This is a genomic window from Brachybacterium sp. UNK5269 (assembly GCF_049266655.1).
Lineage (GTDB): Bacteria > Actinomycetota > Actinomycetes > Actinomycetales > Dermabacteraceae > Brachybacterium.
Genome location: NZ_CP184883.1, coordinates 793,802 through 818,230, shown reverse-complemented (window position 1 = coordinate 818,230; position 24,429 = coordinate 793,802). Strand labels below are relative to the sequence as shown.

Sequence of the window (24,429 nt, the reverse complement as noted above, 5' to 3'; positions counted from 1 at the left end):
AGGACCCCGCCCCTCACCAGGTGAGGAGCGGGGTCCGACGGTACGTCGCAGGCGACGTGATCAGCCGGGGGGCTGGATCACATCATGCCGCCCATCCCGCCCATGCCGCCCATGTCGTCGCCGCCACCGGCCGGGGCCTTGGGCTCCGGCTTGTCGGCCACGACGGCCTCGGTGGTCAGGAACAGACCGGCGATGGACGCCGCGTTCTGCAGCGCCGAGCGGGTGACCTTGACAGGGTCGATGATCCCGGCGGCGATGAGGTCCTCGTACTCGCCGGTGGCCGCGTTCAGACCCTGGCCGACGGGGAGGTGCTTGACCTTCTCCGCCACGACGCCGCCCTCGAGGCCGGCGTTGATCGCGATCTGCTTGAGCGGGGCCTCGATGGCGACCTTGACGATGTTCACGCCGGTCGCCTCGTCGCCGACCAGGTCGAGCTTGTCGAAGGTGTCCTTGCCGGCCTGCAGCAGTGCGACACCGCCACCGGCGACGACGCCCTCCTCCACGGCGGCCTTGGCGTTGCGCACGGCATCCTCGATGCGGTGCTTGCGCTCCTTGAGCTCCACCTCGGTGGCGGCGCCGGCCTTGATGACGGCCACGCCACCGGCCAGCTTCGCGAGGCGCTCCTGGAGCTTCTCGCGGTCGTAGTCCGAGTCGGAGTTCTCGATCTCGGTGCGGATCTGGGACACGCGACCGGCGATGCGGTCGGCGTCGCCGGAGCCCTCGACGATGGTGGTCTCGTCCTTGGTGACGACGATCTTGCGCGCCTGGCCGAGCTGCTCGAGACCGGCGGTCTCCAGCTTCAGGCCGACCTCCTCGGAGATGACCTGACCACCGGTGAGGATCGCCATGTCCTCGAGCATCGCCTTGCGGCGGTCGCCGAAGCCGGGGGCCTTGACGGCCACGGACTTGAAGGAGCCCTTGAGCTTGTTGACGACGAGCACCGCGAGGGCCTCGCCCTCGACGTCCTCGGCGATGATCGCGAGCGGCTTGCCCGCCTGGATGACCTTCTCCAGCAGCGGCAGCAGGTCCTTGACGGTGGAGACCTTGGAGGACAGCAGGAGGATGTAGGGATCCTCGAGCACGGTCTCCTGGCGCTCGGCGTCGGTGACGAAGTAGGGCGAGATGAAGCCCTTGTCGAACCGCATGCCCTCGGTGAGCTCCAGCTCGAGGCCCATGGTGTTGGACTCCTCGACCGTGATCACGCCCTCCTTGCCGACCTTGTCGAGGGCCTCGGCGATGAGCTCGCCGATGGCCGGGTCGGCGGCGGAGATGGCCGCGGTGCTGGCGATCTGCTCCTTGGTCTCGATCTCGATCGCCTGGTCGAGCAGGGTCGCGCTGACGGCGGCGACGGCCTGGTCGATGCCGCGCTTGAGCGCGATCGGGTTGGCGCCGGCGGCAACGTTGCGCAGGCCCTCCTTGACCAGAGCCTGGGCGAGGACGGTGGCGGTGGTGGTGCCGTCGCCCGCGATGTCGTCGGTCTTCTTGGCGACCTCCTTGACGAGCTCGGCGCCGATGCGCTCGAAGGGATCGTCGAGTTCGATCTCCTTGGCGATCGACACGCCGTCGTTGGTGATGGTGGGGGCGCCCCAGGACTTCTCGAGCACGACGTTGCGACCCTTGGGGCCGAGGGTGACCCTGACGGCGTCGGCGAGCTGGTTCATACCCCGCTCGAGGCCGCGCCGGGCTTCCTCGTCGTATGAGATGAGCTTTGCCATTGTGGAATCTCTCCCGTGTGGTGTGGTGTCCACCCGACCCAGTGCCCGCGACGGACGAGACCCCGCGCCGTGTTCATGTCCCACGGCGCCGAGCCCCTCACGGGGCCGGAATGTTCGTGGTCGGCAGGGCGGTGTTCCGCTCCCCGATCCGGCACCCTCCGCGCAGGAGCGCCAGCGCCCCAGGCGCTGTCACTCTCGAACCTCGAGTGCCAGATCATCATAAGCACTCTCGACCCGAGAGTGCTAACTCTGGTCATGTCCCGGCACCGGGAGCCGTGTTCCTGCGCGCCGGCTACCGTCGGCCGCCGCCCGTCGGCACGCCGCCGGCAGCGTCCGGTGGGCAGGCACGGCAGCGCCCGGCGACCGACGCGACCCGCCGACGCGCGCGGCAGTCAGGTGGTACGGCGCCCGGCGGGGCGAGCGGGCTCAGCCCTCCTCGCCGTCCTCCCCCTCGGCGCCCGCCCCCGGCTCGGCGACGGCCACGAAGGTGACCCGGGCGTCGTACTCGTCGCTCTGGCGGGCCTCGCCGGCACCGACCTGCTCGGCCAGCGCCTGGGCGGTGTCCGCATCCTGCTCGTCGCGGTAGAAGACGACGGGCTCCTGCTGGACGTTGTCCGCGGTGGCGACGTCGACCGCCTCCCAGCCATCACCCTGGAGGGCCTCCTGCCAGGACCCGGCCAGGCCGTTGATGCCGCCGGCGTTGACGACCAGCACGGGGGTGGTCAGGTCCGGCTCGACCGCGGGCGGGGCGTCCTCGGGGGTCTCCTCGGCGGGGGCCTCGCTGCTCTCGGCCGCGGAGGTCGTGGTGGTGGGATCGTCGGCCCGCTCGTCGCCGTTGCCACCCATGCCCCCGATGAGGAAGAGCAGCACGATGAGCATCACCACGGCCGCGCCGATCACGATGATGTACAGGAGGTTCTCCCGCCAGAACGGCAGCTCGGCGCGATGGGCGCCGTGGAACGACACGGCGTCCGCCTCGTCGTCGAAACGGTCCGGCGGGTACGGGTACTGGGAATCTGCCACGGCCCCATTAAACCTGCTCCGTCGGCTGCGGGGGCGGAGCACACGCCCCGCGAGCGCGTCGCTCAGGCCACCCGGTGGGTGCCGTGCGCCCCGTCCGGGCCGTCCTCGGAGGTGCGCTGCGCTCGCAGCCGGTTCACGACCGACGGGGCGGCGCGCAGCGCGGCGGGGTCATCGAGCAGCGCGTTCAGCCGCACGTAGTAGGCGACCTTGGACAGGCCGATCTCCTCGCGGATCGCCCGCTCCTTCGAGCCGACGTAGCGGAAGGTGCGGCTCTCGAGCTCGAGGATCCGCCGGTCGCGATCGGACAGGCCGTCCTGCGCCGGTGGCAGCGGGGCCTCGGACGCGGCGCCGACGGGGTCGCCCGCGCCGTCGGGGTCGCCCGCGCCGGCGCTCTCGTCCGTCGCGGCGGGAGGGGCCGCGTCGCGCTCTGCCGGGCCGTCCGCCTCCGCGGACCGCTCGGAGCGATGAGGAGGATCGACAGGCATGGCCCGACCCTACGCGGGCGCCTGCGGGCGCCCCGGGCGCCGCGCCGCAGCGAGCCCGGACAGTGGAAGACTGCGCGTATGACGACCCCGCTCGCCGACCTCATCAGTGCCGACTGGGCGGAGGCCCTCGCCCCCGCCGAGGACCGCCTCCATGCCCTCGGGGAGTTCCTCCGGGCCGAGGTCGCGTCCGGCCGGGGCTACCTCCCCGCCGGCGATCAGGTGCTGCGGGCGTTCACCCGCCCGATGGACGAGGTGCGCGTGCTGGTGGTCGGTCAGGACCCGTACCCGACGCCGGGGCATCCGATCGGGCTGTCCTTCGCGGTGGACCAGGCGGTGCGCCCGCTGCCCCGCTCGCTCGTGAACATCTTCAAGGAGCTGGAGACCGACCTGGGGATCCCGCCGTCCCCGCACGGCGATCTCACCGCCTGGCAGGACCAGGGCGTGCTGCTGCTGAACCGGGTGCTGACGGTCTCCCCCGGCGCGCCCGCCTCCCACCGCCGACGGGGCTGGGAGGAGATCACGGAGCTCGCGATCCGGGCGCTGGTGGCGCGCGGGGGCCCGCTGGTGGCGATCCTGTGGGGGCGCGATGCGCAGTCGCTGATCCCGCTGCTGGGCGAGGTGCCCCACGTCGCGAGCGCCCATCCCAGCCCGCTGTCGGCCTCCCGCGGCTTCTTCGGCTCCCGCCCCTTCTCCCGGACCAACCAGCTGCTCGAGGAGCAGGGCGCCGCGCCCATCGACTGGCGGCTCGACCCCGACCGGTGACGGCCGGCCAAGCTAAGCCCCCGAGGGGGGACCGTCGCCGCCCTGGAGCGTCCTCGGTGCACCACGGCAGGGCCGTGGATCCGCGCGGTCCGCGGTGTCCGTGGGAGTCCGCGCCCCCGGCGCGCGAAGCCCACTACTGTGGTCCACGCCGAGCATTCGCACCCTGACCCCCGCCGTGGAGGATCCCGATGCCCCTGAACCCCGCCCAGTTCACCCCGCAGGGACCCGGAGTGGACTACGACCCGCACTGGTACCGCAAGGCCGTGTTCTACGAGGTGCTGGTGCGCGCCTTCGCGGACGGCAACGGCGACGGCACCGGTGACTTCACCGGCCTCATCGAGCGGCTGGACTACCTGCAGTGGCTGGGCATCGACTGCCTGTGGTTGCCCCCGTTCATGGCCTCCCCGCTGCGCGACGGCGGCTACGACATCTCCGACTACGAGGCGGTGCTGCCCGAGTTCGGCTCGATCACCGACTTCGAGCGCCTGGTCTCCGAGGCGCACCAGCGCGGCATCCGCGTGATCATCGACCTGCCGTTGAACCACACCTCGGACAAGCATCCGTGGTTCCTCGAGTCGCGCTCCGACCCGGAGGGCCCCTACGGGGACTTCTACGTCTGGTCGGACACCGACGAGAAGTACTCCGAGGCCCGCATCATCTTCGTGGACACCGAGGAGTCCAACTGGGCCTTCGACCCGGTGCGACGGCAGTTCTTCTGGCACCGCTTCTTCTCCCACCAGCCGGACCTGAACTTCGAGAACCCCAAGGTGCGCGAGGCCATCTTCGACGTGGTGAAGTTCTGGATGGACAAGGGCATCGACGGCTTCCGGGCCGACGCCATCCCGTACCTGTTCGAGGAGGAGGGCACCGACGGCGAGAACCTGCCGGCGACCCACGACTTCCTCGCGGAGCTGCGCGCCTACGTCGATGCGCACTGGCCGGGCCGCGTCATCATCGCGGAGGCGAATCAGTGGCCGAGCGATGTCGTGGAGTACTTCGGGACCGAGGAGAAGCCCGAGTGCCACATGTGCTTCCACTTCCCGGTGATGCCGCGCCTGTTCTACGCGCTGCGCGAGGGCAGCGCCCGCCAGATCATCGACATCCTCGACCAGACCCCGGAGATCCCCTCCGGCGCCCAGTGGGGCACCTTCCTGCGCAACCACGACGAGCTCACCCTCGAGATGGTCAGCGGCGAGGACCGCTCCGCGATGCTGGGCTGGTACGCCCCCGACTCCCGGATGCGGGCGAACATCGGCATCCGTCGGCGACTCGCCCCCCTGCTGGACAACTCCCGCGGTGAGATCGAGCTGATCCACGCCCTGCTGCTGTCCCTGCCCGGCTCCCCGTTCCTCTACTACGGCGACGAGATCGCGATGGGCGACAACATCTGGCTCGACGACCGCGACGCGGTGCGCACCCCGATGCAGTGGACCCCGGACCGCAACGCCGGGTTCAGCGAGATCACCGATCCCGGCAAGCTGTACCTGCCGGTGATCCAGTCGCTCGTGTACCACTACGCCACCACCAACGTGGAGGCGGAGATGGCGCACTCGAGCTCGCTGCTGCACTTCGTGCGCTGGATGCTCGCGGTGCGCAAGGAGCACTCCGCCTTCGGGATGGGCGCCTACCGCAACGTCCCGGCCGACTCCGACCGGGTGCTGGCCTTCACCCGCACCTACGACGGCGGCGACTACGGCGAGGAGGCGGAGTTCCACGCCGAGACCCTGCTGTGCGTGTTCAACCTCTCCGCGCAGCCCGTCACCGCGACGTTGCAGCTGGGCGGGCTGTCCCGGCGCACGGTGCGCGACCTCTTCGGCGGTCACGAGTTCCCCTCGATCGGCGAGGACGGCACCATGACCGTGACGCTCGGCGCCCACGGGTACTACTGGCTGAAGGTCCGGCCGCTGCACCCCGACGGGGAGCCGATGACGGTCACCACCGCCTTCCCGGTGATCAGGGACGCGTCCTGACCGCGCCGGCGCGCTGACCGCCGCGGACGCCCGGGCGACTGCATCACATCGCCCGGGCGTCCGCGCCGCTCCCTCCACTACAGTGACCGAGGCTTTCGAGCCGCAATGGCGCATCGAGACACGACACGAGGGGTGCTGACAAGCGGCTTCAGACACGGGACGGTCGATGCGCGACCCGTTCACCTGTCAGGAGCACCTTCTTGTCCTCTCCCCACGCCCGCACCACGGGCACCCCGCGCTCCGCGATCGGCATGATCGCGGTGGCCGCCGCAGCGGCCTTCCTCGCCACCTTCAACGAGACCTTCCTCAACGTCGCGCTCACGCCGATCATGGAGAGCTTCGACGTGGACGTCGCCACCGTGCAGTGGCTCGCCACCGGCTACCTGCTGGTCGCGGCCGTCTTCGTGCCGGTCTCCAACGTCCTCTACCACCGCTTCGCGACCCGCCCGCTGTTCGTGGTGGTCGTCGCCTTCCTCGTGGTGGGCTCCGTGATCGGAGCGCTCGCCCCGAGCTTCGGGGTGCTGCTGGCCGGGCGCCTGCTGCAGGCGATCGGCACCGGTCTGCTCACCCCGATCGGCATGAACATCACCCTGGCCGTCGCGCCGCGCGAGAAGCTCGGCATGGCCATGGGCCTGGTGGCCGCGATGACCACGCTCGGCCCGTCGCTCGCGATCGTCGTCTCCGGCGCCATGCTCGCCGTGACCGACTGGACCACCCTGATGTGGGTCTTCGGCGCCCTGGCGCTGGTGGTGCTGCTGGCCGGCGCGGTGCTGCTGCGCACCGTGGTCACGCTCGGCAAGCCGGTGCTCGACGTCCTCTCCTTCCTGCTGGTAGCCGTCGGCCTGGTGGGTCTGCTCTACGCCATCTCGACCGTCTTCAGCGGCTCCGTGATCGTGGCGACGATCTGCGCCGTGGTCGGCATCGCGGCGCTCGCGCTGTTCGTGGTGCGCCAGAACCGGATCGAGCATCCGCTGCTGAACCTGCAGCCCTTCCGCAGCGCCCCCTTCGTGCTGGGCGTGTCCATGCTGATGCTGGGCCTGCTGTTCGTCTTCGCGATGAACGTCGTGATCCCGATCTTCCTGCAGACGGTGCGGGGACAGAGCCCGCTGGGCGCCTCCCTCCTGCTGGCCCCCGGCATCCTGCTGACGGTGATCCTCGGCCCGGTCGCCGGGCGCCTGTTCGACCGCCACGGCGGACGGGTGATGATCCCCGCCGGCTTCGCCATCATGGCCCTGTTCGCGCTGCTGGTCGGCGCGGCCGCCGGCCACGAGTCGGTGCTGCTGTTCGGGGCGCTCTACATCCCCGCCGTCCTCGCCACCGCGCTCGTCATCGGCCCCGCGCAGACCTTCGGCCTCTCGCGCCTGGACCGGGAGACCAGCCCCCACGGCGTGACCGTGGTCAGCACCAGTTTCCAGATCGCCGGCTGCCTGGGCACCTCGCTGGCCGTCGGCGTCTACAACGCCACCACGTCCCTCACCCTCCAGGGCGGTGCGGACCTGCTGTCCGCCTCCACCAGCGGCTTCCGCAGCGCCGCCGTGCTGGTCGCGCTGACCTCGGCGCTGGGCATCGTGCTGGGCCTGGCCGCCACCCGCGCCTCGAAGCGGGCGCGCGCCGTCCAGGCGGCCCACGCCGAGCAGGCCGCCGCGAGCGGGACCGTCCGCACCGTCGAGGACCTCATGAAGTCCGACGTCTACGCGCTGACCACCGAGCAGAGCGTGCTCGACGCCCTGCAGATGTTCACCGCCCGGGGCATCTCCGGAGCGCCCGTCCTGGACGCCGACGGCGCCCTCGCCGGCTTCCTCTCCGACGGTGACGTCATGCGCTACCTGTCGGCCGAGCACCCCTCCTCGACCAACATCTACTCCTTCGCGATCGGGGAGTCCGCGGACCTCGAGGACGCCATGGCCGACCTGGTCGCCCTGCCGGTGATGCGCCTGGCCACCCGCGAGGTCATCACGGTGGATGCCGACGCCTCGATCGCCGACGCCGTCGCGGTGCTGTCCGACAAGCACCTGAAGAAGGTCCCCGTGGTGCGCGGGAAGGGCGGCCCGGTGATCGGCATCGTCAGCCGCTCCGCCGTCAACCGCCTCGCGATCTCCTCCTACCTCACCACCCGGGAGCTGCAGAGCGCATGAGCCGCTGAGCGTCTCCCAGATCACCACCAGCGGGTGGGTCGCTTCCGAGCGGCCCACCCGTTGCGTCATGTGGGCGTCCTCGCTGGTCAGCACCGTGGGGACGCGGTGGCGGGAAGGGCCGGCCGGCGCCGGCAGCGGCGTGATCCGCCTCCGATCCCGCTCGCTCCGCGTCCTCACCCGCGTCCGCATGTGTCATTCTCGAACGGCCAAGGAGACTCGAGCAGCCGGCGTGAGCCGGCCCGGCGCCCGCAGCGGTGGGCGCCAGGAAGGGAGACCACGGTGGCAGAGCCCCGTTCGACGGCCCAGGAGGCCGCGGATCCGAGCACCAGCCCGGAGCGCCTGCTCGCTCTGGCCGAGAAGCACCCCCAGCTGCACCGCCTGCTCGTCCTGAACCCCTCGACCCCCGAGGTCGCCCGCCAGTGGATCCTGGCCACCAACCCCTGGGCCCGGCGCGCCTACGACCAGCAGCACGCGGGCGCCGCTGCGAGCGCGGACCCCGGCCCCGAGACCGCGTCGGCGCCGCACCAGCAGGCGGGGCGGGACCCCGAGCGGACCGGCCCGCCCGGCACCGGGTCGCGCCGCCCCCGCGCCGCCGCCCCGGCCTGGGCGGATCTGCCCGCGGAGTCGGTCTGGGGAGATCTGCGGTCCCCCAGCGAGGACTCGGTCCCCGCGGGGGCGGACGATGCCACGGTCGAGCACACCCCCGTCCCGGCCGCTGACGACCGGACACCGAGCGTGGTCCCCCCGCCCGCACCGCCGCTGCCCTCTCCCGTCGAGGCCTACCCGTGGTCCGCCGTCCCCTCCAGCACCGGAGTGCGGATCGCCTCGCCGGACGGCGTCGTGCCGCTGGGCCCGGCCGCGACCCCCGCCGCCCCACACACCGAGGCGGCTCCCTTCCAGTTCCCGCCGAGCGGCCCCTCCGCGCAGCCCGGAGAGTCCGCGCGGCTCGGAGACGGGGATCGCTCTCGCCGCCGGCTCTGGCTCGCCGGGGCCGGCTGCCTGCTTCTCGCACTGCTGCTGATCCTGGCGTCGGTCTTCATCGGCCGGGCGCTGTTGGCCGACGACGAGCCCGCCGAACAGCCGACCACGACAGCGGTCGCGACCGAGGACCCGTCCCCCGAGCCGACCGAGCAGGAGCCGACGCCCGCGCCGGAGGCGGTCTCCCCCGCGCCCGCGGACGCCCAGGAGATGACCGCGCTCAGCTCCCCCACCGGGAACATCACCTGCGTCCTCGAGGAGGACTCCGCGGCCTGTTCGGTCATGGACCGGGACTTCTCGGAGGCGGGCCTCGAGGACTGCGAGGACGGGCCCTTCTCGATCGCGGTGGCCGACGGCGAGGCGGCCCCCGCCTGTGGCAGCTCGTTCCTCAGCGACTCCGCCGCCACCCTCGAGTACGACAACAGCGCCGTCCAGGGCGACATGGCCTGCACCAGCCGCTCCGATGGCATGACCTGCTGGAACACCATGACCGGCAAGGGATTCGCGGTGAACCGGGCGGGGTACGAGACGTTCTGATCCGAGGCGGCGCCCCTGACGCCACCCGGAGGAGAGCAGAACGGCCTGGGCCGCGACATCGTCGTCCGCGATGTCGCGACCCAGGCCACGAGAGCTGGAGACGGGAATCGAACCCGCAACCACCTGTTTTGCCAGAGGGGGATCTCTCGCCGTCACCGGCAAGCACCGAACATCCCGCTTACCTGCCCTGATAGAGGGATACCGCTCTCCACGTGCCGCGACCACCGAACCCATAGCGGTAACGAAAGCGTGAACAGGTCGCCCGTCACCGCTTTAGCGCCGAGAGTACGAAGCGCCCCCGAGCGTGACGGATGGGGCACCCCACCACCATGAGGAGCTAAGCGGTCTCGCTGCCGAGCTCGTCCACGAGGAACGCGGGACGTCGCCACAGTTCGCCCGCGAGCTCGTTCTCGAGGGCGGCGAGATCGACAACAACGGTCTACCCATCGCCCACGGGCAAGGCGTTCGGGCTCGACAGGGGGTGGAGTCCGCGATCATGCAGGACCCAAGGGAGAAAGGAGGAACACGACAACGAGGTTCAGATCCTCATCGAATGCAAACGGATCGGCGACCCGCTCAACATCAATCATGCTTCGCAGCTGTTCCGATACTTCCATACGACCAATGCCCGGATCGGCGTCCTCACCAACGGTCAGGTGTACAACTTCTACACCGATCTGGACAAGCCCAACAAGATGGACGAGCGCCCGTTCCTCGTTCTGGACCTCATGGACGTGGACGAGAGCTCGCTTCCTGAGCTGGAGAAGCTGACCAAGGAGACGTTCGACCTCGATTCCATCCTGACGTCGGCCGAGGAACTGAAGTATGTCGGCGCGTTGAAGCGCCAGATCGCGGAAGAGTTCAAGGAGCCGTCGCCCGAGTTCGTCAAGCTGCTGATGGGGCGCGTGTCCGAGCGACGGGCCACCGCCGATAATCTCCGACAGTTCGCCTCCCTGACGGAGAAGGCGACGAAGAATTACCTGAAGGAACAGGTCAACGTTCGCCTGAAGTCCGCTCTGAACGATCCCGACCCAGTTCGGCAGTCCAGCGCTTCGGTCGGAGCGGAGGCTCCCGGTACGACTGACGAGCAGGGAGGCGACCGCGCCGGTCGAAATCTCCGACGTCGTGACCACCGAGGAGGAGCCCCCCTCGCCGGATATCAGATCGTGAAGGCCATCGCATGCAGCGAGGTCGAGCCCCAGCGGATCACCCAGCGAGACTCCAAGACCTACATGGCCGTCCTGCTCGACAACAACAACCGGCGCATCATCGCGCGGCTCTGGTTCAACGGGAAGACCAAGAAATACCTCGGAATCATCGATGAGAACAAGATGGAGACCAAGCACGAGATCATGGGCTTGGACGACATCTACAAGCATGCCGACGGCATCCGCGCCGCGGTGAGGCGCCATATCGGCGGCGCAGAGGGCTGAGGCATCGACACTGTAGAGACAGGGACTCAGCCCCAGCTCCGCGCGGTGCAGGTCCCTCGCAGAAAGGCCTGAGCCGCGACATCGTCGTCCACGATGCCGCGGCTCCAGGCCCCCCCCCCCCCCCCCCCCCCCCCCCCCCCCCCCCCCCCCCCCCCCCCAGGCGAGCTGGAGACGGGAATCGAACCCGCAACCACCTGTTTACAAGACAGGTGCGCTACCGTTGCGCCACTCCAGCGGGAGGGGCCGGCCGACGGATCGACCGGTCCCCGAAAGTGTAGAGCTGCCGGGAGCCGCGCTCAGCCCTGACCGCCGTCGGAGGCCTCGCCGCCGCCGTCGGACGGCGCGGCCGCGCCGCTCGCGGCGAGCACCGCCTCGCGCAGCGCACCCGGGGTGGCCCACTGCTCGGAATCCAGCGTGGTGCCGTCGAGCTCGACGTAGGGGGTGCCGCCGCCGTTCTCCTCGCCGTACGGGTCGGCGACCTGGCGCACCCACGGCTGGTAGGTCTTGCCGCTCATGCACGACTCGACCGCCTCGGAGGCTCCGGCCTCCTGCGCGTAGGTCCAGATCTCGTCATCGCTCAGGCCCGCGCTGCCCTCGGCGGGCTGGTTCGCGAACAGCAGCTGCTGGAAGGCCAGCGTGTTCTCGGGGTCGTCCTCGTACACGCAGACCATGGCGTTGGCGGCGCGGGAGGAGTAGTCACCGGTGGTGGAGGCGGTGTCCAGGAAGCGACGCGGCACGATGTGCACGGTGGCCTCCTCGTTCGTCGCGATCTCCTGCAGGTCGGCGCCGTTGATCTCCTCGAACTGGCCGCAGAACGGGCACATGAAGTCGAGGTGGATCTCGAGCACCGGCGCACCGGAGTCCTCGGGGGCGCCGAGGGAGAGGTACGGCTGGTCCGCCGCCATCCCCTCGGGCACGGCGACCGGGCCCGCCGGCTGCATCGAGCGGTAGATCAGGTAGCCGGCACCGGCCACGATCAGCAGCGCGAGCGCGGTGATCGCGGCGATCACCGCGGTGCGCACGGTGCGCTGCCGCTTCAGCTCGGCCTGGCGCTGCTTGCGCAGCTCTTCTCGCTGGGCTTCGCGGCGCTGCTGCGCTGAGGGGGACGAACCGGACGCGGCCATGGAATCTCCTCGCCCCCGATCCGGGGCTGCGGTGGGTGACAGGTCGTCGAGAGTTTAACGGTCCGGCCCTGGGGGTGGCCGGGCCCCATGGGGCACCTCACGCGCCGGCGTCGCCGGGGCGGGCCGCTCAGCGTCGCCAGAGCGCGATGTCGTCGAGCCGGGGGCCGCCGGGGAACGGGAAGTAGTCGACCATGCCCTCGCGGGCCAGCAGGGTGAAGACCACGGCCCCCAGCAGCAGCACGAGCAGCACCAGCACCACGGCGCTCCAGGTCCGGTCCGGAGCGGCGGCGTCCAGGAGCCGATGGGCTCCGTTGCGGGTGGTGCGGCTGCCGATCCCCACCCAGGTGATGAGCAGGGTGATGGCGATCGCGGTCGCGAAGGGGACGCCGTCGGGCGGCGGGCTGCCCTGCAGCAGGGTCCAGGCCGCGTCCAGGGCGATGCCCACCAGCAGGCCGAGGACCAGCGGGAGCAGCATCTGCAGCACGACCTCGAGCAGGCCCTGGGCCGCCCGGAAGGGGACCGCCAGCGCGGCTCGCCACAGCGGTCCGGAGCCGGTGGCACCGCGCATCCGCTGCGCGGCGACGCTCTGATGGGATCGCTCCCAGGTCCGCGCCAGGGCCCCCAGCAGCACCATCACCGCCAGCGCGGCGTAGGGCGCGATCCCTGCCAGGGCGACGATCAGCAGATGGCCGATCCACACCAGCAGGGGTCGGCGCGGCAGGGCCGGGGGCGGGCTCGCCCAGGCGGCGTGCGGCGGCATCGGACCGGCCGCGGTGGCGGGATGGCCCTGTGGCCACGGCTGCTGCGGCGCCTGCAGCTGCGCGCCGGGCGGCTGCGGCGGGGGCGGGAAGTGGACCGGGAGCTGCTGGGTCGGGGCGCTCTGAGCGGGGTGCTGCTGCACCGGCCGCTGCGCGGGGGGCAGCTGCTGCCCGGTGCGCTGCGGCATCGGCTGCGGGTAGGAGGCAGGAGCCCCGCTTCCGGTCGCCCATCCGGAGTCGTGGCCGACCGGGGCGTGCGGCGGGGGGATCACCGGCATCGCCCGAGTGGGGGTGCCGGTGATCGGCAGCGCCTCGGTGACGGGCTCCACCGGGGTGCTCACGCGCGGCAGGGCCTGGGTCGGCTGCTCCTCGCCGGCCGCCGACAGCACCGGGAGGACCTCGGTGACCGGCCCGTCCGCGCCGTCTCCGGCGCTCACCGGCTGCTCGGCGCCGATCGCGGGCAGCGCCTCGGTGACCGGCTCGCCGGCGGTGTCGGCTGCCGCGCCGGCGGGCGCCGCGCCGCCCGCCGTGGCGCCCGCCACCGGCAGCACCGCGGTGCGGGAGCCCGCCGCGAGCAGCTCCGTCTCCCCCGGGTCGTCGTAGCGGGTGAGGTCCAGGGCGGCCAGACGCTCGAGCATCTGCTCGGGGGTGGGGCGCTGCGCGGGGACCGGCTGCAGGACGGCGCGCAGCCAGTCGGCGAGCTCGGTGGGCATGCCCTCGACGTCGATCTCGCCGCGATCGGCCCGCAGGAACACCAGGTCCGCGCGTCCGCTGCCGAAGGGCGGGCGGCCGGTGGCGGCGAAGGCCAGCAGCGCCGCCCAGGCCCACCAGTCCCCCGCCTCGCCGGTGTGGTCGGTGCGGATCACCTCGGGGTCGAGGTAGGCGGCGGTGCCCATCACCAGCCCGGTCGAGGTCAGCCGCGACTCCTCGGCCGCGATCGCGATCCCGAAATCGATGATCACCGGGTCCAGCCGGTCGCCGTCGGGGTCGAAGCCGGTGAGGTCCTCCTCGGTGGCGCCGCGCAGCATGACGTTGCTGGGCTTGAGGTCGCGATGGATCACCCCGGCGCGGTGGATCTCGCGCAGCGTCCCCCCATCACCAGTCCGATCTCCCGAACGGCCTCGGGATGCAGCCCGCCGTGGCTCTCCACCGCGTCCTCGAGGGTCGGGCCGGGGATGAACTCGGTGACCACGAAGGCATCGGAGGAGTCGAGCTCGGCGTCGAGGATCCGCACGATGTTGCCGTTGCGCACCCGCTGCTGCGCGGTGACCTCGCGGGCCAGGCGCTCCCGGGCGCGCGGGTCGTCGGAGATCTCATGCCGCAGCAGCTTGATCGCCACGTCGTTGCCGTCGGCGTCCTGGGCGCGATAGACGATGCCCATGCCCCCCGCGCCGATCCGGCCCAGGATCTCGTAGCCGGACTCCTCGGCGAGCGTCGTCAGCCGCGGATCACGGCGGGCGCTGCGGGAGGTGCGGGGCTCGGCCATGGACGCCATGCTACGAGGCCGCCGCCCGCCCGGGCATCGGCTTCACCGTTCCCCCGCACGCTCCGCACCCGGGATCCGCAGTCGCCGCATCCCGGAAGCACCCTGCCGTCGGCCGCCCCTGCGTGAGACGATCAGCCGGCGGCGCGGTGGGCGCCGCCGGCGGGCCGGGACCCGGCCCGGAGACGACGGAAAGGGCCGCGACATGCGATCGAACCTGTTCGATGCGTCCAATCAGGAACGCCAGACCAACGACCGATGGGCGCTGCAGTCCTCCAAGATGCTGCGCTGCTCCCTGAACCCGCAGTCCCCGGAGATCATCTCGGCGGCCGGCGCGATGGTCGCCTACCAGGGCCAGATGGACTTCTCCTTCCAGGGCTCCGGCGGCGGCATGAAGCTGCTCAAGAAGATGGCCACCGGCGAGGGCGCGAACATGATGCGCACCCGCGGCCACGGCGAGATCTTCTACGCCCGCCAGAACAACGAGATCTTCCTGATCCAGCTCGAGGGTGAGGCCCTCACCCTGAACACGAAGAACATGCTGGCCTTCGACAGCTCCATCCAGTGGGACATCCGCTCCCTCGGCGGCGCGGGCTTCATGGCCGGCGGCCTGTTCAACCTGGTCCTGCAGGGCCAGGGCATGGTCGCGGTCACCTCCGACGGCCCGCCGATGCTGCTGGACTGCTCCCAGCAGCCCACCTACGTGGACCCGCAGGCCGCGGTGTGCTGGTCGGCGAACCTCCAGCCCCAGATCAAGAACGACTTCAAGATGGGATCGCTGATCGGGCGCGGCTCCGGCGAGTCCTTCCAGCTCGCCTTCCACGGCCCGGGTTTCGTGGTGGTCCAGCCGTCCGAGGGGATCCCGGTGGTGACCGCGTCCTGAGCGCGGCCGGGCACCGGCGTGCATACGATGACCCGGTGACCGCCACTCCTCCGCAGGCCCTGGTCGACGAGCTGGGCCGTCTCGGCTCCGCGGGCCGACGACGCGCAGCCGCCGCGGCGGCGTCCATGATCGCCGGGGACGTCTCCGCCGCGGTGCCCTTCGTGGACCCCGTGCCGGTGGCGGTGGGGGCGGAGGCCTGGGCGGAGCTCACCGCGGGCCTGGTCCAGCGGGTGCGGCTGCTGGATGCGCTGTACGCGGACCTCTACGGGCCGCGCACCGTGCTGAGCACCGACGTCGCCCCGATCGCGGAGCTGCTGAGCGACCCGGCCTATCTGCGGGTCGCCACCGGCATCCCCTCCCGGGGGAGCCACCACCTGCTGGCCGTCACCACCACCGTCACCCGCACCGTCGACGGCGCCTGGGTGGTGCTCGAGGACTCCGTGGACGTCCCCGAGGGCGCCGGCACCACCCTCGAGCTGCGCCGGGTGCTCTCGCGCTGCGCCCCCACCCTGTACCGCAGCACCCCGCTGCGCCGGCTGCACCCCTTCTTCGATGCGGTCCGCACCTCCCTGCACCACCGCACCCGCACCGACGGCCGGGTCGGCCGCACGGTCGTCCTCACCGCGGACACCGACGATCCGCTGCGCGCCTTCGACCACAGCTGGATGGCGAACCTGCTGGGGGCGCCCGTGGTCTCCGTCGGCGACCTGCGCACGGGCTCCGGCGCCCTCACCCTGCGTCTGCCCGGCCTGGACTCGGATCCCGGCGACACCGTGGACGCCGTGCTGCGTCTGGCCCCCTCGCCCCTGCTCGACCCGCTGGACCTCGGCCCGACGCCGCTGGGCGGGGTGACCGGGCTGGTGGAGGCCGCCCGCTGCGGGGACGTGGAGATCTTCAACCCGCTCGGGGCCGGTCTGCTGGAGAACCCCGCCCTGCGCGCCGCCCTGCCCGACCTCTGCCGGCAGATGCTCCACGAGGACCTGCTGCTGCGTCCCGCCGAGGCCGGCCAGGGAGCCGACCTCGCGGCCTGGCTCTGCCTGGACCCCGCCGGCGGCGACGAGCTGGTCGAGCGACCGGTGCGGATCCAGCTGCTGGTGATGGCCACCGACGACGGCTTCGAGGTGCTGCCCGGCGGCGTCGCCCGCACCGCCGACGACGGCCCGCCGGCCCTCAAGGACGTGTGGGTCACCGTCCCCGAGTCCTCCGCGGTGCCCGATGACGGCGAGCCCGCCCCCGCCGCCCCGGAGTCGCAGCATGCCTCCCCCGGCCGCGGCGCGCTCACCGCCTCCCTGGCGATGACCCGCTCGATCGGCTCGGACCTGTTCTGGTTCGGCCGCTACCTGGAGCGGGTGGACTCCACCGCCCGGCTGCTGCGCACCGTGCTGGACACGTCCAACGACCTGGAGTCCGAGCGCGGACGCACCGCGGGCATCGCCCGCTCCGCGCTGCTGCGAGCGGTCACCGACGTCACCGCCACCGCCCCCGGCTTCCACGACGTGGACGCGGGCGACCCGGCGGCGGTGCGCACCGAGATCACGAGCCTGCTGAGCGACCGTCACCGACCCGGCTCGCTGGCCCACGCCTACGTCGCGCTCGCGCACACCACGCGCACCCTGCGCGACCTGGTCTCGGACGAGATCTGGCCGGTGATCGCCCGCATGCGCCGCCATTTCCACGGCCTCGGCCAGCAGGACTCCCCACCCCTCGAGCAGGGCCTCACCGAGATCGTCGACGGCTGCCTGACCCTCTCCGGCGCGGTCGCCGACTCGATGCCCCGCAACCTCGGCTGGGACCTGATGGAGGCCGGGCGCAAGATCGAGCGCTCCCTCGCGCTGCTGGCCCTGCTGCGGGCGATGCTGGGTCGCCGGCAGCGGCGCGCGGTCGAGGCCCATGTCGCCGCCGCCGTCGCGGCGATGACCGAGTCCGGGGCCTCCTACCGCCGCTCCTACCAGGCGGCGGTGCAGCCGGAGCTGCTGCTCGAGCTGCTGCTGAGCGACACCACGCTGCCGCGCTCGATCGCCTTCCAGCTCGACCGGCTGAGCCGGGTGCTGGACCGGCTGCCGGAGGTCTCCCCCTCCCCCGAGCTGCGCGCGCCGCTGACCGCGCTGCGCGGCCGCCTGGCCTCCTGGGATCCGCACACCCTGCTGGCCCCGGTCGCCGGCGCCGACGCCTCCGACGGAGCCCCCACCGCCCTGCTCGCGGAGGCCGACGCCGCGATGGACACCCTGCGCGAGCTGGCCACCGCCCTCGAGAACCGGTTCTTCCGGCCCTCCGAGTCCACCTCACGATGGGGGGTCGATGATGTCTGAGCACGAGAGCACCCCGCCGCGCAGCCCGGCCGGGGAGCGCACCCGGCCGCTGATCCCCCTGCGCGAGGAGAACGCCCCCGCGGCCGCACCGCTCGACTACCGGGTCCACCACCTGACCTCGTACCGCTACGCCAAACCCGTCACCCGGAACTACGGCCGCGCCCATATCGAGCCGCGCGCCACCCCGCACCAGCGGGTGCTCTCCCACGAGGTGATCGTGGACCCGGCCCCCGCCCGGCTCACCGCGCACACCGACTTCTACGGCAACTCCTCGACGTACCTGCTGGTGGACGAGCCGCACAGCCGGCTCGACGTGCACTCCCATGCCCGCGTCACCGTCTCCGAGCGCCGCTACCCGCTCGAGCCGATGTCCCGCTCCTGGGAGCAGTGCACCCCGGCCCACTGGGGCCCGCTGCTGCCGGCCGCCAGCATCGACTTCGTCCACCCTTCCCCGCGGATCCCGGCGGGCACCGCGGTGCACGAGATCTCCGCGGAGGTCTTCACCCCCGGCCGGGCCATCGGCGAGTGCCTGGCCGACCTCACCGCCCTGATCCACTCCGAGTTCACCTACGACTCCGCCGCCACCACCGTCACCTCGACCCTCGAGGAGGTGCTCGCGGCGCGGCACGGGGTCTGCCAGGACTTCTCGCACGTCGGGGTCGCCGCCGCCCGCGCCGCCGGTCTCGCCGCCCGGTACGTCTCGGGCTACCTGCGCACCGCCCCGTCGGCCGCCGGGGCCCTCAGCCGGCAGCCGGCCGACCAGATGATCGGTTCGGCCGCCTCGCACGCCTGGCTCAGCGTGCTGGTGCCGGGCACCGGCTGGGTGGACATCGATCCCACCAACCGCACCTTCGTCGATCAGCGCTTCGTGACCACCGCCTGGGGCCGGGACTATGCGGACGTGCCCCCGCTGAAGGGCATCGTCGTCGGTCCCCCCGGCGCGACCAGCACTCTTGAGGTCGCCGTCGGGGTCGTGCCGGAGCCGCCCCCCGGCAGCTCCGGCACGCCCGGCGCCTCCTGAGCGACGCGGCATCCCGGCCGGGACCTGCGCCAGACTGGCGCCCGTCGCAGCGTGATATCCGCGACGCGCTCGAGCGTCCCGGATCCGATGCTCGGGACCGGGACGGACGTCGAGGGGTCCGGGCCGGACGTAGCCTGTTCGGCGACAGACGGATGACCATCCCGCGGGCGGAGCCCGCGCCACGGCCGCTCACGACCCCGCGCACGACAGGAACACCATGAACGCGAACGCCCCCGACCCTCAGCCGACCACCGCGGCCGCGCCCCCAGCCCCGTCATCCCCGCCCCGAAGCCGCTGGCCAAGGCCGTCGAGGACGCGATGTACAAGAAGGCCGTCGCGCCGCTCGGGCAGATGTTCCTGCAGACCCTCACCGGCGGCGCCTTCATCGCCCTCGGGTTCATCTTCATGGTCACCACGCAGCAGGGCATGGGCGAGTGGCCGGTCGGCTTCGCCAAGCTCATCGGCGGCGTCGTCTTCTCCGTGGGCCTGGGTCTCGTGGTCATCAGCGGCTCGGACCTGTTCACCGGCACCACCATGACGCTCATGCCCCGCCTGTCGGGCCGCATCTCCACCGGCCGGATGCTCGGGCACTGGGGCATCTCCGCCGGCGGCAACTTCCTGGGCTCGGTGCTGATGGCGGTCCTCATCCTGCTGGCCGGCACCCACGCCAGCAACGGCTCCGCCTGGGGCCTGGTGGTCCTGAACACCACGCAGACGAAGCTCGGCTACGACTGGCACCAGGCGTTCTTCCTCGGGATCCTCGCGAACTTCGCCGTCTGCCTGGCGGTGTGGATCGCCTCCGCCGGGAAGACCGTGGCCGACAAGGTGCTCGCCGTCGCGGGCCCGATCGCCCTGTTCGTGGCCACCGGGTTCGAGCACTCCGTGGCCAACATGTTCATGCTCCCGATGGGCTGGCTGATCAAGAACTTCGCCGGCGACGGCTTCTGGCAGGGCGAGGCGATGCAGGAGGCCGGGCGGACCCTCGAGGACTACGCCTCGATCACCGCCGGCTCCGCCCTGTGGGACAACCTGATCCCGGTGATCCTGGGCAACATCGTCGGCGGCGCCGTGTTCGTGGGCGCCTACTTCTGGGCCACCTACCGCCGCGGCGACGCCGACCTCGCGCGCGGCTGACCGCCCGTCCCCGCGCATCGTCCCGACCGCGTCAGGCCGCTCACACCGGCCGCGGTCGGGACGATTTTCGCGTATAAGGTGGTGCGGAAATCTTTGCAGCGCGGTGCGGGGACGGTGATCGCTCGCCCTGCGCCCCGCCCCGGCGCCTCCGCGCCACGAGACCGAGGTGAGATGTCCTCTTCCCAGCAGCCCTTCCGTCTGGCCGTGATCGGGTCCGGCCCCGCCGGCGTCTACGCCGCCGAGACCCTGCTGCGCTCCGCACCGGTCAAGAGCGGCGAGCTCGAGGTCAGCATCGATCTGTTCGACCGCCTCCCCGCTCCCTTCGGCCTGATCCGCTACGGCGTCGCCCCCGACCACCCGCGCATCAAGGGCATCATCACGGCGCTCCACCGCATCCTGGGCCGCGGTGACATCCGGTTCCTGGGCGACGTCGAGTTCGGCACCGATCTCACCGCCGAGGACCTGCGCACCCACTACGACGCCGTCATCTTCGCCACCGGCGCCCTCAAGGACGCCGCCCTGGACATCCCCGGCATCGAGCTGGAGGGCTCCTACGGCGCCGCCGACTTCGTCGCCTGGTACGACGGCAACCCCGACTACCCGCGCACCTGGGAGCTGGACGCGCAGAGCGTCGCCGTGATCGGCAACGGCAACGTCGCCCTGGACGTCGCCCGGGTGCTGGCCAAGAGCGCCGACGAGCTGCTGCGCACCGAGATCCCGGCCAACGTGTACGAGGGGCTGCGCGACGCCGCGACCACCGACGTGCACGTCTTCGGCCGTCGCGGTCCCGCCCAGACCAAGTTCTCGCCGCTCGAGGCCCGCGAGCTCGCCCATCCCCGCGGGCTGCAGGTCGTCATGGACCCGCGCGACCTCGAGCAGATCACCGAGGCCGAATGGGAGACCATCCGGGCCGACAAGCGCACCGACCAGATCGTGCAGACCTTCGTGAAGTGGACCGAGGAGCAGGCCCGCCGCGAGGCCGCCGGCGAGGAGCCCACCGACCGTGAGGGCAACCCCGTCCAGCGCCGGCTCCACCTGCACTTCTGGCACCGCCCCGTCGAGGTGCTCGGTGAGGACGGCCGGGTCACCGGCATGCGCTTCGAGCGCACCCGCCTGGATCCCGAGGGCCGCCTCGAGGGCACCGGCGAATTCGTCGACTACGAGCTCGGCGCCGTCTACCGCGCCGTCGGCTACCACGGCTCCGAGCTGCCCGGCATCCCCTTCGAGCCGTCCCGCGGCGTCATCCACAACGTCGCCGGCCGGGTCACCGAGGCCGACGGCACCGTGATCCCCGGCGTCTACGCCAACGGCTGGATCAAGCGCGGTCCGGTGGGCCTGATCGGTGCCACCAAGTCCGACGCCATCGAGACCGTCGCCTCCCTGCTCGAGGATGTCTCCACCGGCATCCTGGCCGCCGCTCCCGAGCGTGACGACGACGCGATCCTGCGCCTGCTGGAGGACCGCGGCGTGCAGTACACGACATGGGAGGGCTGGATGGCCCTGGACGAGCACGAGAAGGCGCTCGGCGCCGCCGCGGTCGACGCCGACGGCGAGCCCCGGGCCCGGATCAAGGTCGTCGACCGCGAGGAGATGGTCCGCGTCTCCCGCGACGGCGCCCCCCAGCCCACCAACGCCTGAGCCCGCCGCGCGGGGGCCCGGCGGGCCCCCGCGCCGCCTCAGCGGCGGATCGTGGCCAGGTGGTCGGCGATGCGGTCCACCGCGTTGGCGAGCACCTCGACGCTGGGCAGCGTCACCAGGCGGAAGTGGTCCGGGGTGCCGAGGTTGAAGCCGGTGCCCTGGGTGATCAGCAGCTTCCGCGACCGCAGCAGCTCGAAGGCGAACTGCTCGTCGTCGGCGATGTCGTACATCTCCAGGTCCAGCTTCGGGAACATGTACAGCGCGCCCTGCGCCTTGACCACGCTGACCCCGTCGATCGCGCTGAGCCCCTCGTAGGCGACGTCGCGCTGCTCGCGCAGGCGACCGCCGGGCAGCAGCAGCTCGCCCACGGACTGGTACCCGCCCAGCGCCGTGGCCACGATGTGCTGGGCCGGGACGTTGGGGCACAGCCGCATGTTCGAGAGCACGTCCAGGCCCTCGATGAGGCTGGTGGCGTGCTCCTTGGGTCCGTACAGGGCCATCCAGCCGGCCCGGAAGCCGGCCACCCGATAGGCCTTGGAGAGCCCGTTGAAGGTGATGGACAGCAGGTCGGGGGCGAGCGAGGCGATCGGGGTGTGGACCACGTCGTCGTAGAGGATCTTGTCGTAGATCTCGTCGGCCAGGATCATCAGCCCGTGCTTGCGAGCGACCTCCACGATGTCCCGCAGCACGTGCTCGGGGTAGACCGCACCGGTGGGGTTGTTGGGGTTGATGACCACGATCGCCTTGGTGCGCGGGGTGACCTTGTCGGCGAGGTCGGTGACGTCGGGCCACCAGTGCTCCTCCTCGTCGCACCGGTAGTGGACGGCGCGTCCGCCGGCGAGCGCGACCGAGGCCGTCCACAGCGGGTAGTCCGGCGCCGGGACCAGCACCTCGTCGCCGTCGTCGACCAGTGCCTGGCAGACCATCTGGATCAGCTCGGAGACGCCGTTGCCGAGGTAGACGTCCTCCAGCTCGATGCCCGGCATGTCGCGGGTCTGGTAGTACTGGGCGACCGCGCGGCGGGCCGACGGGATCCCCTTGGACTCGGAGTAGCCCTGCGCGGTGGGGAGGTTCTTGATCATGTCGACGAGGATCTCGTCGGGCGCCTCGAAGCCGAAGGGCGCGGGGTTGCCGATGTTGAGCTTGATGATCTTGTGCCCCTCGGCCTCCATCCGGGCTGCCTCTGCCGGGACCGGTCCTCGGATCTCGTAGCACACATCGCGCAGCTTCGAGGACTGGGTGAAGATCATGAGGGGCTCCTGGCCGGGTCGTCGGAGAGCTCAGGCTAGCGCCCGGCGGGCCGGGGCCCCCGCCCCGACCGCTCGGCGGACACGGCGGGTGCGGCGGACCTCAGTCGAGGTGGATGTCGTTGGCGGGGCCGATCGGCAGGTCCAGGCCGTAGAAGACCAGCAGCACCGCCACCCACACGGTGAAGAACACGATCGTGAAGGGCAGCAGCCGGGCCACCAGGGTCCCCAGCCCCGCGCCGGGCTCGTACCGGCGCAGCATCCCCAGCAGCACGATCAGGTAGGGGCTCAGCGGGGTGATGATCTGGGTGGAGGAGTCCCCGATCCGGAAGGCGGCCTGGACGAAGGCCGGCTCCAGCCCGGAGAAGGCGAGCATCGGGACGAACACCACCGCCATCAGCCCCCACATGGAGGTGCCGGAGGTGATGAAGAGGTTCGCCAGGGCGCAGAGCACCACGAAGGCCACCACCACCGGCAGCCCGCCGAGCTGCGCCCGCTCGAGCCAGGTGGCGCCGTGCACGGCCAGGTAGGTGCCCACGCCGCTCCACTCGAACAGGGCCAGGAACTGGGCCAGGGCGAAGGCGACCACCAGGAAGCTGGTCATCGAGCGCAGGCCCTGTCCCATCTGGGCGGCGACGTCGGCGCCGCCGCGGATGGTGCCCGCCACCGCCCCGTAGACGATGCCGGTCACGGAGAAGACCATCACGATGAGGAAGACGATGGAGCCCATGAACGGGGACGTCGGCAGCAGGCCGCCGTCCTCGTTCCGCCAGGGCGAGATCGGCGCGACGGCGATCGCCACGATGGCCGCCACCAGGGCGAGCAGCGCGACGCCGGCCCAGCGCAGCGCCCGCTTCTCCTGCGCCCCGAGGTCGGTGCTGACCGCGCCCGTCCCCTCCGCCGGCGCCGTCCCCGCGCCGGTATCGGGGGCCTCGCCGGTGCCCATGGTGCGCGGGATGCCGGCCCGCTCCAGCCGCGGCTCGAGCACCCGGTCGATGAGCGCGCCGCAGGCGAGGACCAGCACCAGGCAGGAGGCGATGTTGATCCAGTAGTTCGAGACCACGCTGACCGGCTCGGCCCCGAGCGAGGCCGGCAGCACGCCCATCACCTCGGTGGTGATGCCGGCGAAGTTCGCATCGATCGGCGAGGGCAGCATGGCGGTCGAGAAGGAGGCGCCGACGGCCGCGAAGCCCCCGAGCAGACCGGCCACCGGATGGCGCCCGGCCGCGGCGAACACCAGCGCCGCCAGCGGTGGGATCACCACGAAGGAGGTGTCGCTCATGAGGTTGCCGTTGACCCCCACCAGAGCCACCACATAGGGCAGCAGCCAGCGCGGCGCGGAGCCGAACAGGGCGCGGATGGCGGCGCTGAGCAGCCCCGAGCCCTCCGCGATCCCCACCGCCAGCACGATCGGCAGCACGTTGACCAGCGGCGGGAACCCGATGTAGTTCTCCCCCAGGGTGGTGGTGAACCAGGTCAGTCCCGCGCTGCTGAAGAAGGGCTGGACCGTGGTCGGCTCGTCCTGGCCGGGCACCTGGACCTGCGCCCCGAGCGCCCCCAGCACGGTGGTCAGCACGGCGGTGAGGAGGAACAGGGCGGCGAACAGCACCAGCGGATCGGGCAGCCGGTTGCCGATCTGCTCGACGCGGTCGAGCGCCCGGTCCAGCCGTCGCGGGCGGAGGGCGGGGACGGAGCTGGACATCGGTCTCCTCCACGGCGCAGGGCGCCCCGCGCAGGGGGCGGCGCGCGGGGCCCGCACGCGAGTGGCCATCGTAGGGCTCCCCGCGTCGGCCG

At 71.9% G+C, this 24,429-nt stretch carries 18 protein-coding genes and 1 tRNA gene; 10 read left to right on the top strand and 9 right to left on the bottom strand.

Going from position 1 to position 24,429, the window contains the following annotated elements; genetic code table 11:
• Positions 1-77: 77 nt before the first annotated feature.
• The 3 genes from groL to ACOJUI_RS03695 all read right to left on the bottom strand — a co-directional run bounded on the left by groL (position 78) and on the right by ACOJUI_RS03695 (position 3,223).
• Complete coding sequence (gene groL / locus ACOJUI_RS03705; protein ID WP_422116755.1) at positions 78-1,715, bottom strand: chaperonin GroEL; 1,638 nt, start codon at positions 1,713-1,715, stop codon at positions 78-80.
• A 426-nt stretch (positions 1,716-2,141) separates the two neighbouring features.
• Positions 2,142-2,738 (bottom strand): LytR C-terminal domain-containing protein, encoded by a 597-nt coding sequence (locus ACOJUI_RS03700; RefSeq protein ID WP_422116754.1) that lies wholly within the window; start codon positions 2,736-2,738, stop codon positions 2,142-2,144.
• 62 nt (positions 2,739-2,800) lie between these two features.
• Entirely contained in the window at positions 2,801-3,223 is a 423-nt protein-coding gene (locus ACOJUI_RS03695; RefSeq protein ID WP_422116753.1) for a DUF3263 domain-containing protein, read from the bottom strand.
• A 78-nt stretch (positions 3,224-3,301) separates the two neighbouring features.
• Here ACOJUI_RS03695 and ACOJUI_RS03690 point away from each other — a divergent pair, with 78 nt between their 5' ends.
• The 5 genes from ACOJUI_RS03690 (at position 3,302) to ACOJUI_RS03670 (ending at position 11,038) form a co-directional block, all read left to right on the top strand.
• The gene (locus ACOJUI_RS03690) at positions 3,302-3,985 is read left to right on the top strand and encodes a uracil-DNA glycosylase (RefSeq protein ID WP_422116752.1); all 684 of its coding nucleotides are present in this window, start codon (positions 3,302-3,304) and stop codon (positions 3,983-3,985) included.
• 188 nt (positions 3,986-4,173) lie between these two features.
• Entirely contained in the window at positions 4,174-5,955 is a 1,782-nt protein-coding gene (gene treS / locus ACOJUI_RS03685; RefSeq protein WP_422116751.1) for a maltose alpha-D-glucosyltransferase, read from the top strand.
• Between the two features lie 200 nt (positions 5,956-6,155).
• Positions 6,156-8,090 (top strand): MFS transporter, encoded by a 1,935-nt coding sequence (locus ACOJUI_RS03680; RefSeq protein ID WP_422116750.1) that lies wholly within the window; start codon positions 6,156-6,158, stop codon positions 8,088-8,090.
• A gap of 279 nt (positions 8,091-8,369) precedes the next feature.
• A complete protein-coding gene (locus ACOJUI_RS03675; protein WP_422116749.1) occupies positions 8,370-9,605 on the top strand; it encodes a hypothetical protein in 1,236 nt (411 codons plus the stop codon).
• 656 nt (positions 9,606-10,261) lie between these two features.
• On the top strand, positions 10,262-11,038 hold the full coding sequence (locus ACOJUI_RS03670) for a hypothetical protein (RefSeq protein WP_422116748.1): 777 nt from the start codon (positions 10,262-10,264) through the stop codon (positions 11,036-11,038).
• A gap of 163 nt (positions 11,039-11,201) precedes the next feature.
• Here the strand turns inward: ACOJUI_RS03670 and ACOJUI_RS03665 are convergent.
• From ACOJUI_RS03665 to ACOJUI_RS03650, 4 genes are all read right to left on the bottom strand, one after another.
• Positions 11,202-11,273: transfer RNA gene (locus ACOJUI_RS03665), tRNA-Thr, on the bottom strand.
• Positions 11,274-11,334: 61 nt separating this feature from the next.
• A complete protein-coding gene (locus ACOJUI_RS03660) occupies positions 11,335-12,162 on the bottom strand; it encodes a thioredoxin domain-containing protein (RefSeq protein WP_422116747.1) in 828 nt (275 codons plus the stop codon).
• Positions 12,163-12,289: 127 nt separating this feature from the next.
• Positions 12,290-13,981 (bottom strand): protein kinase domain-containing protein, encoded by a 1,692-nt coding sequence (locus ACOJUI_RS03655; protein ID WP_422116746.1) that lies wholly within the window; start codon positions 13,979-13,981, stop codon positions 12,290-12,292.
• Positions 13,978-14,406, bottom strand: coding sequence for a protein kinase domain-containing protein (locus tag ACOJUI_RS03650; protein WP_422116745.1), 429 nt, complete (start codon positions 14,404-14,406; stop codon positions 13,978-13,980). The genes ACOJUI_RS03655 and ACOJUI_RS03650 overlap by 4 nt, the downstream gene beginning before the upstream one ends.
• Before the next feature lie 202 nt (positions 14,407-14,608).
• On the opposite strand from ACOJUI_RS03650, the gene ACOJUI_RS03645 reads away from it, so the two are divergent.
• From ACOJUI_RS03645 to ACOJUI_RS03625, 5 genes are all read left to right on the top strand, one after another.
• Positions 14,609-15,286, top strand: coding sequence for an AIM24 family protein (locus tag ACOJUI_RS03645; RefSeq protein ID WP_422116744.1), 678 nt, complete (start codon positions 14,609-14,611; stop codon positions 15,284-15,286).
• A 35-nt stretch (positions 15,287-15,321) separates the two neighbouring features.
• Positions 15,322-17,595, top strand: a complete 2,274-nt coding sequence (locus ACOJUI_RS03640; RefSeq protein ID WP_422116743.1) for a circularly permuted type 2 ATP-grasp protein — start codon at positions 15,322-15,324, stop codon at positions 17,593-17,595.
• Complete coding sequence (locus ACOJUI_RS03635; protein WP_422116742.1) at positions 17,588-18,616, top strand: transglutaminase family protein; 1,029 nt, start codon at positions 17,588-17,590, stop codon at positions 18,614-18,616. The genes ACOJUI_RS03640 and ACOJUI_RS03635 overlap by 8 nt, the downstream gene beginning before the upstream one ends.
• A 318-nt stretch (positions 18,617-18,934) precedes the next feature.
• Positions 18,935-19,750, top strand: coding sequence for a formate/nitrite family transporter (locus ACOJUI_RS03630; RefSeq protein WP_422116741.1), 816 nt, complete (start codon positions 18,935-18,937; stop codon positions 19,748-19,750).
• 171 nt (positions 19,751-19,921) lie between these two features.
• The gene (locus ACOJUI_RS03625) at positions 19,922-21,388 is read left to right on the top strand and encodes an FAD-dependent oxidoreductase (RefSeq protein WP_422116740.1); all 1,467 of its coding nucleotides are present in this window, start codon (positions 19,922-19,924) and stop codon (positions 21,386-21,388) included.
• 38 nt (positions 21,389-21,426) lie between these two features.
• Here the strand turns inward: ACOJUI_RS03625 and ACOJUI_RS03620 are convergent, their stop codons facing one another.
• Both ACOJUI_RS03620 and ACOJUI_RS03615 read right to left on the bottom strand, forming a co-directional pair.
• Positions 21,427-22,638: a pyridoxal phosphate-dependent aminotransferase gene (locus ACOJUI_RS03620; RefSeq protein ID WP_422116739.1), complete on the bottom strand. Its 1,212-nt coding sequence runs from the start codon at positions 22,636-22,638 to the stop codon at positions 21,427-21,429.
• 100 nt (positions 22,639-22,738) lie between these two features.
• Positions 22,739-24,337: an AbgT family transporter gene (locus ACOJUI_RS03615; RefSeq protein WP_422116738.1), complete on the bottom strand. Its 1,599-nt coding sequence runs from the start codon at positions 24,335-24,337 to the stop codon at positions 22,739-22,741.
• Positions 24,338-24,429: the final 92 nt, after the last annotated feature.

What these genes read in the sequence shown, in the direction of transcription:
- groL (WP_422116755.1), bottom strand. Translation starts at nt 1,715, where the DNA reads ATGGCAAAGCTCATCTCATACGACGAGGAAGCCCGGCGCGGCCTCGAG.
- ACOJUI_RS03695 (WP_422116753.1), bottom strand. Translation starts at nt 3,223, where the DNA reads ATGCCTGTCGATCCTCCTCATCGCTCCGAGCGGTCCGCGGAGGCGGAC.
- ACOJUI_RS03690 (WP_422116752.1), top strand. Translation starts at nt 3,302, where the DNA reads ATGACGACCCCGCTCGCCGACCTCATCAGTGCCGACTGGGCGGAGGCC.
- treS (WP_422116751.1), top strand. Translation starts at nt 4,174, where the DNA reads ATGCCCCTGAACCCCGCCCAGTTCACCCCGCAGGGACCCGGAGTGGAC.
- ACOJUI_RS03660 (WP_422116747.1), bottom strand. Translation starts at nt 12,162, where the DNA reads ATGGCCGCGTCCGGTTCGTCCCCCTCAGCGCAGCAGCGCCGCGAAGCC.
- ACOJUI_RS03650 (WP_422116745.1), bottom strand. Translation starts at nt 14,406, where the DNA reads ATGGCCGAGCCCCGCACCTCCCGCAGCGCCCGCCGTGATCCGCGGCTG.
- ACOJUI_RS03645 (WP_422116744.1), top strand. Translation starts at nt 14,609, where the DNA reads ATGCGATCGAACCTGTTCGATGCGTCCAATCAGGAACGCCAGACCAAC.
- ACOJUI_RS03635 (WP_422116742.1), top strand. Translation starts at nt 17,588, where the DNA reads ATGTCTGAGCACGAGAGCACCCCGCCGCGCAGCCCGGCCGGGGAGCGC.
- ACOJUI_RS03630 (WP_422116741.1), top strand. Translation starts at nt 18,935, where the DNA reads ATGTACAAGAAGGCCGTCGCGCCGCTCGGGCAGATGTTCCTGCAGACC.
- ACOJUI_RS03625 (WP_422116740.1), top strand. Translation starts at nt 19,922, where the DNA reads ATGTCCTCTTCCCAGCAGCCCTTCCGTCTGGCCGTGATCGGGTCCGGC.
- ACOJUI_RS03620 (WP_422116739.1), bottom strand. Translation starts at nt 22,638, where the DNA reads ATGATCTTCACCCAGTCCTCGAAGCTGCGCGATGTGTGCTACGAGATC.
- ACOJUI_RS03615 (WP_422116738.1), bottom strand. Translation starts at nt 24,337, where the DNA reads ATGTCCAGCTCCGTCCCCGCCCTCCGCCCGCGACGGCTGGACCGGGCG.